The organism is Hallella bergensis DSM 17361, assembly GCF_000160535.1.
GTDB classification, from domain to species: Bacteria; Bacteroidota; Bacteroidia; order Bacteroidales; family Bacteroidaceae; genus Prevotella; species Prevotella bergensis.
Genome location: NZ_GG704780.1, coordinates 760,065 through 766,779, shown reverse-complemented (window position 1 = coordinate 766,779; position 6,715 = coordinate 760,065). Strand labels below are relative to the sequence as shown.

The following is a 6,715-nucleotide window of genomic DNA, read 5'->3' as shown; positions in this document are numbered from 1 at the left end:
GAAATAGACCCCGTCCTCACCCTTGGTTTTGCGGTGGATGAGTTCACACAAGCCTTGATACGAGTTACCCGTATCAACCAAGAGGACGTGTGCCCCTTGCTCGTAATACTGGCGTACCATGTGGTTGGTGAAGAAAGACTTACCACTGCCCGAAGGACCCAAGATGAACTTGTTACGGTTGGTAATCACGCCGCGCTTCATCGGCAGGTCGGAGATGTCGAGGTGGACGGGCTTTCCCGAAAGGCGGTCTGCCATCTTGATACCAAAGGGTGAGAGCGAATCCTTATAGTTTGTCTCTGCTGTAAAGAAACAGAGGGCAGGCTCGATGAAAGTATAGAATGACTCTTCTGCGGGAAAGTCTGCCGCATTGCCGGGAATGCCCGCCCAATAGAGCGTTGCCGCATCAATGGTGTTGTGGCGAGGGTGGCATTCCATAAGAGCAAGTGCAGAGCCTACGTCATTCTTGATCTGGCGAAGTTCTTCCTTATCGCTGCTCCATGCCAGCACGTTAAAGTGGGCACGGATAGAGGTCAATCCCTGTGAGTGGGCGATATTGAGATACTCCTGTATCCACTCCTCGTTGATTTGGTTGCTACGGCTGTAGCGTGCCAGCGAGTGCATGTTCCTTGCCTGCTTCTCGAAGCGTTCCAAGTTGGCATCGCTGTCCTCTATGAAGATATACTGGTTATAGATATGGTTACACGGCAGCATCAAACCCACGGGAGCGGCGAAGGACAACCTGCAATCCGATCGGTCAGTGGAAAGCCGTTCATATCGGCTGTCCGTGCTCACCGTTGTCGGTAGGTCATCCGTATCGGAAAGCGTATGCAGGCACAGCTGATTGTCGCCCACACGCACAAGGTCTGCGCCCAGACGGATGTCCTCCAAAGACGCGTGTCCTCCTTCCGAGAGGGAGAAATAACGGTCCAAGAGACCGCCCTTTTCATTTGTGCCAACCAACTCTTCTTCAGTCATGCGGACAATCCTTATTTGCTCGGTATCGTTAATGATTCGCTCAAACTGGTCCACTGCTTCCATGAACTTCATCACCTCGTCCTTGTTGGTAATCTCTTTTGGTAGCAGGTGTCCACGGCAGAGCGAAGAAAAATTACTCTGCTGTGCCATACGCTGCTTGTTCGTCTTGGTAAGGAAGAGATAGACTGAGTGGTGGAGATACGGACGCTCGTTGAAGTGCCGTTCAGAGGAACGGGCAAGGAAGCTCAGTCCGCCATCGGAGAGCTTGCCTTGATAGTCCTCCCTTATGAACCAGTCCTGCTTGTGTACGATGCTGTAATTGGGTAGCACCTTTATAGCCTTATGCCAGGCAGAGTGCATTGCTTCGTATTCTGTAGAAGTGACGGTAAAGAGTTCGGGCAGCTCCACACGGAAAGCCACCGTAATGTCAGCATCTTTGCTCACCATGCAGCCCTGCTCGATGGAGAGCAGGGGAAACTTCGATTCCAAGGTAGTTATCTTGCTTTTGTTTCTCATTGCTTCTTTCTTTTGGGTTGAAGGTTACGGATAAGGTGATAGACCGTCCGGCGGTTCAAAAGGTAGCGTGGGTGCATTCTCACGGCTCCCTTTTTCATGAGTCCGTATTGCCCATACTTTCGGTTCATGGCAAACGTTTGCCACACCACGAGGGTGGTACCCACTATGCCTATGACCAGACAGGCTATCTGGCTCACTCCACAGAGATAGAGAATGACCACGAGAAAGAAGACAGCCAGCAGCCCTCCCGCAAAGAGGAAAAGATACTGTGCCTTCAAACCCTTGAACTCTACCGTCCGACCTACACCTTTGTTGATTTCCCACTCAGCCATTGTTACAAGAAGAAAGAACGTAGGATGGTGGCAGCCACGATGAGGAAGATACACGCACCGAACCAAGAGGCTGCAGTCTTGCTCGTATCGGGGTCACCCGAACTGAACTTGTTATAGACTTTTATTCCTCCTATCAAGCCCACCACGGCACCGATGGCATAGATAAGTTTTGTACCCGGGTCAAAGTAGGAGGTTACCATTTTCGTGGCTTCGTTGATACCCGCCATTCCATTGCCCTGCGCATAAGCTCCTACGGTGGCGGCAGCCATCAGGAGCAGCATTGTGATTTTCTTTTTGTTGTTCATTGCTGTTTTTATTTTAAGTTGTTAAACAAATTATTTTCTTTTTAGGGTGAAAGTGGCAAGGGGTAGCTCGGTTTTATCGTATGACAGATATTGGTTGATTGTTTTACTTTTGAGCCACCCCCGCATCACTTTACAATTTTATAATATGAGTAAGAACATTAGTTTACAGATAATATGACAGTGGAAGTTCGGCTTCTTCCGAAACATCGCTGTTGCTGCTCTCTACGTTTGAGTCCGTTTCAAAGTCAGAAGAAGAGTTTATATTACTTTCCTCTAAGTCCAGTTCTTCCGCCTTGCGAATGGCAGCAAGCAGCTTTTGATGGTCTTTCTCTTGCTTGAGCGTTGCCTCCTTGATATAGTCCATGAGCTGTGTGCCCCGTATGCTTTGCAACGTGTCCTGCACCTTGTCTTCATCTACCTTATCAAGTTCATCGTCATTCCTATGCCAGCCGTTGACACGGATAATGTCCCTTGCGAGGATGCTGGACGGTGATACTTCAGGCAGAGAATCGTCTGCAATCTGCAGTTCCTCACGGACAATTGCGTCTTCGTCAGTTTCGTCCATTGTGTAGTCAACCTGCATTTCATTGTCCTCTTCTGTACCTTCTACTTCTTTTTCTTTGGACACCTGTGAGCTTTGTTCTGCAAAGGTATCGGGATTATCGGCTGGATTTTCAGAGGAGGAAGCAGCGGGAACTTCGGGGAATTTTTGAGAGTTTTCCGTAATCTCTTTTGTGATTTCGGCATAGCGTTCCCCGTATGATTTGCTTTTGCCGACAAGCATTTGCTGTGCCTGCTCAATTTGGTCTTGGGTAACAGAAGGCACTCTCTGTTTTTGTTCCTGTTCATTTTTCTTTTCACATGCTTTCTCCAATTTGCGGCACGCCATGCGGAATTGTTGCCAGAGGAAGAGTATTCCAATGAATACCCATACCGCTATCAGAAACAGAAGTATGTTGAATAGTATCGTTTGCATAATGGTGATTTTTATATATCGTTGGTTCTTTGTTCAAAAATCTATTGCTACCTTTCGTCGATGCTTTGCTGTGGCATTATTGAGCAGTTCCTTGTGCTCCTTGAGGTGTTCACGCAGGATGTTGTCAATGTAGGATGCCATTGACACCCGTTCGCCCAAGTCCTGCAAGACGTTTTTTAGCACTTGGAGTGTTTCAGCACTCATAGTAAAATTGGTCCGCTCTCGGAGGCGGACTGACTGTAAAAAGCGTGTGCGGTAGTCGTCTAAGGAAATCTGGGATGTTCCCACACATTTTTCATTTCCTCTCTCGTGGCTTTTATACAAAGTCTTATCCTGCTTATTTTCCGAGGTAGACACAACCTCCTTTACCAGATGCGGTTTTTCCTTTTGGTTGACACTGACCTCTGTTTTCATATCTTCTTCCTCATCAGGTGGGTCAAAAGCCAGCGTTTCCTTGGGAGGAGTCTTCATCACCCCTTCTTCAGCCATCTCCTTGAGCTTGGCTTCCAGTTTTTGCCGTTGTTCCTGTATGTTTGCCATAATGCTGTCTTATTTAATTTGAATATGGGTAAGTAATTCTTCTATCAGCTCATCAATACCAGTCCCTGTCCGTAAGGCTTTATTAGGAGGAAGGTAAGTGGAGCGGAATACCCCACGAAATCCGTATTGCTCCAATTCATGGCTGAAACGGTGGGTGGCATAGATGTTTTGGTTAAGCAGCGTATAATCTTCGTTCTTGATATACTTGCTGTAGTATTCAATGAGCGTGTTCTTAACCCTGCGGTCAACTTTGTTCCATAGAAGAATGACTTCCTTGATACGGGCACTCGACATGGATACGCCCAAATCGTTTACCGCCTTGATATAGGTGAGGCAGGCAACCATCGACTGCACGTCTGGCTCTAAGGGAGAAAGGATATAGTCCATATCCAGCGAGAGTTGCAGAAGGTCGCTGGTACCCGCATGACCGGGAAAGTCAAAGATGACCAAATCGAATTTCTCTGATGGATGATTACTGATATACTCGCTTGCCGTTGCTATTGCCTCCTTAGGTGCAGCTTTGAGTATGCGGTAGGCTGTACGCTTCAAAGAAGAGAAATGTTGTCTCATCTGCTGAGAAAGCTGTGGATCACTTTCAATGCAAGCCTTTTCCCTTTCACGGAGTTTATAGAAAGAATCCTGAGACAAGTCACAGTCTACTGCAAAAAGGCGAATGCCTCTTTCGTAGTAAAGAATGCTGCTGACTATCTCCGCCAAAGTGCTTTTGCCAACACCTCCCTTTTGAGAGGAAAAGCCCAGAAATATGGGCGATGTTTGTATCTGTTCCATACTATAGATATTTTAATCGTTTGAACTATAATTCGAATGGTAGCTCGTTAAACTAATCGTCAGAACGAATTATTAATTCTTTTATCTGTCGAAATATCGAATTATCGATCGTTCGATTTGTCGATTTGTCGACATCTCGATAGTTCTATCTGACGATATATTGAACTATTGAAATAGAGTTCGTCATATCGTTCTTTTAATAGTTTTATCGAACGATATTCCGTTCGTTTTATCTGCAAAATAAAAGCTTTTTCGATAGATATTTTTATGTCATAGAAGTACAAGGATAAATAATGGAAAAGAGTGATAATGGCTGATAATGAGATATTTAAAAATCCACCGTAACTTTGCAGGCAGATAGAGAACATGGAGCTAATCTCCCCGAAGCGGACACCCTGAAAGGTGGATGCTTCTATTGCATCATCTCTTGATATTGGCAAGGTGTGTCTTTGTAACACAAACTTACAGTTGTACCACAAAGACCCTTGCCCCGAAGGGGAGATAAATTCCTCCAAAGTCGTAATTAGAAGATAAAACAGATATGAAAAAGGAAACGGAACACGGTTCAGAACGAAAAACTGCAGAAAAGCCGCGTTGGGACAACTGGCATGTGCGTCTTCCTAACCCGAAAGACCAGCAACGGGCGATTGATTTGTTTCAGCGTTCGGGCGCAGAAACCAAGTCGGATTTTGTGCGTGGGCGTATTCTTGGAGAGAGTTTCAAGGTCATTATGGTGGATAAATCCGCCGTGGAATACTACCGTAAACTCTCCGAACTGACGGCACAAATCCATAAAATTGGTGTACTCTATAACCAAACCGTGCGTGCCATTAACAGCTATCACAGCGTGAAGACTGCACAGATTCTGCTTGAAAAGTTGGAGCATTTATCGACTCAAATTATCACCTTGCAAGAGCAGGCTATCAGTCTTACGATAGATTACCGCAAAAAATGATTGCTAAAATATCTGCCACGGAAAACCTTGGAGGAGCACTCGGCTACAACTTCAAAAAGGTGGAGAAAGGGGAAGCGAGTATTCTCCTTGCTGCTGAGTTGTATCAAAACAAGGAAGGTCGTTATACAATGGAGGAAGTATTTGCCGATATGGAGGCTCTGATACCGAAGAAATGCAGGACGAAGAAAACGGTATTCCATTGCTCCCTCAATCCGCACCCGGACGAGAAGCTCTCCGATGAAACACTCACGCAGATTGCCAAGGAGTATATGGAGACACTCGGTTATGGCAAACAGCCCTATATCGTCTTCAAACACAACGACATTACCCGTGAGCATATACACATCGTATCGCTTCGAGTGGATAGTGAAGGAAAGAAAATCAACGACCGCTTCGAGAAGCGAAGGAGCAAGAAGATTACCGATGCCTTGGAAAAGAGGTTTGGTCTCATTCCAAGTTCAAAGGTTAGCGAGAAAACCGTAACAGAAACGCCCAAGGTGGATACCACAAAACGAAATATCAAGGAGCAGGTCGCAAGTGTTGTCCGCACGATTCTGAGGCATTATCGTTTCTGTTCTTTGGGCGAACTGAATGCCATTTTGGGCAAATATAACCTTGCCGTAGAAGAAATAAAGACTGAGTTTCGGGGAAAGAAATACGATGGGCTTGTTTATGTCCCGACCAATGATAAAGGCAACAAAATAAGCACACCCATCAACGCATCGGACATCGGTCGTGGTGTGGGCTATACTGCCGTACAGAACAGAATGCAGAAATCAAGACAAGCTGTCAAATCTCTGATACCAAGCGTCAGGAACAAGGTGTTACAAACAATGCGTACCTCTCCCCTAACAGCGGAAGAATTTCGGCAACAATTGGAGGAACAAGGCTTGCGCGTGTTTATCCGAAAGAACGAAAGCGGGCGCATCTATGGCATTACCTTTATTGATGATAAAACGGGCATTGCGCTTAATGGTTCTCGATTAGGCAAGGGATATGCCGCCAATGTATTTAATACCTATTTCTCCAATCCTACGCACAACCTATTCTTGGATGAAGCGCTGTATGGTAATCCGTCTGTTCGTCTAGAAGCATCGCCAACCGTTCAATCCTTGCAATCAGATAGGGAGAACGCCGACAATCTCATCGATGAACTTATCGAGGATATGGCAGACGGTTCTTTCCAACCTATGGGCAACGATGACTGGAAGGAGGCGGCATGGCAGCGTAAACTCCGCAGGCAGAGTAGGATAAAACTTAGGCGTAGAAAACATTAAATAAACGAGCATTTCTATCTCCCCTCCCTTCGGAGGAGTTGGGGGAGGCT

At 46.2% G+C, this 6,715-nt stretch carries 8 protein-coding genes; 2 read left to right on the top strand and 6 right to left on the bottom strand.

Features of this window, described 5'->3' with window-relative positions; all coding sequences use genetic code 11:
• The 6 genes from HMPREF0645_RS02935 to HMPREF0645_RS02910 all read right to left on the bottom strand — a co-directional run.
• Nucleotides 1–1,491 (bottom strand): TraG family conjugative transposon ATPase (locus HMPREF0645_RS02935; protein ID WP_007173353.1); only part of this gene is annotated, 1,491 nt, incomplete at its 3' end.
• A complete protein-coding gene (locus HMPREF0645_RS02930; RefSeq protein ID WP_007173352.1) occupies nucleotides 1,488–1,823 on the bottom strand; it encodes a DUF4133 domain-containing protein in 336 nt (111 codons plus the stop codon). The genes HMPREF0645_RS02935 and HMPREF0645_RS02930, both read right to left, overlap by 4 nt.
• A gap of 2 nt (nucleotides 1,824–1,825) precedes the next feature.
• Nucleotides 1,826–2,128, bottom strand: coding sequence for a DUF4134 domain-containing protein (locus HMPREF0645_RS02925; RefSeq protein WP_004354999.1), 303 nt, complete (start codon nucleotides 2,126–2,128; stop codon nucleotides 1,826–1,828).
• Nucleotides 2,129–2,291: 163 nt separating this feature from the next.
• Nucleotides 2,292–3,104, bottom strand: a complete 813-nt coding sequence (locus HMPREF0645_RS02920; RefSeq protein WP_007173351.1) for a hypothetical protein — start codon at nucleotides 3,102–3,104, stop codon at nucleotides 2,292–2,294.
• A gap of 33 nt (nucleotides 3,105–3,137) precedes the next feature.
• Nucleotides 3,138–3,644: a DUF3408 domain-containing protein gene (locus tag HMPREF0645_RS02915; RefSeq protein WP_007173350.1), complete on the bottom strand. Its 507-nt coding sequence runs from the start codon at nucleotides 3,642–3,644 to the stop codon at nucleotides 3,138–3,140.
• 9 nt (nucleotides 3,645–3,653) lie between these two features.
• Nucleotides 3,654–4,433, bottom strand: coding sequence for a ParA family protein (locus tag HMPREF0645_RS02910; protein WP_007173349.1), 780 nt, complete (start codon nucleotides 4,431–4,433; stop codon nucleotides 3,654–3,656).
• 541 nt (nucleotides 4,434–4,974) lie between these two features.
• On the opposite strand from HMPREF0645_RS02910, the gene HMPREF0645_RS02905 reads away from it, so the two are divergent.
• Nucleotides 4,975–5,388, top strand: coding sequence for a plasmid mobilization protein (locus HMPREF0645_RS02905; RefSeq protein WP_007173347.1), 414 nt, complete (start codon nucleotides 4,975–4,977; stop codon nucleotides 5,386–5,388).
• A complete protein-coding gene (gene mobB, locus HMPREF0645_RS02900; protein ID WP_007173346.1) occupies nucleotides 5,385–6,665 on the top strand; it encodes a conjugal transfer protein MobB in 1,281 nt (426 codons plus the stop codon). The genes HMPREF0645_RS02905 and mobB overlap by 4 nt, the downstream gene beginning before the upstream one ends.
• Nucleotides 6,666–6,715: the final 50 nt, after the last annotated feature.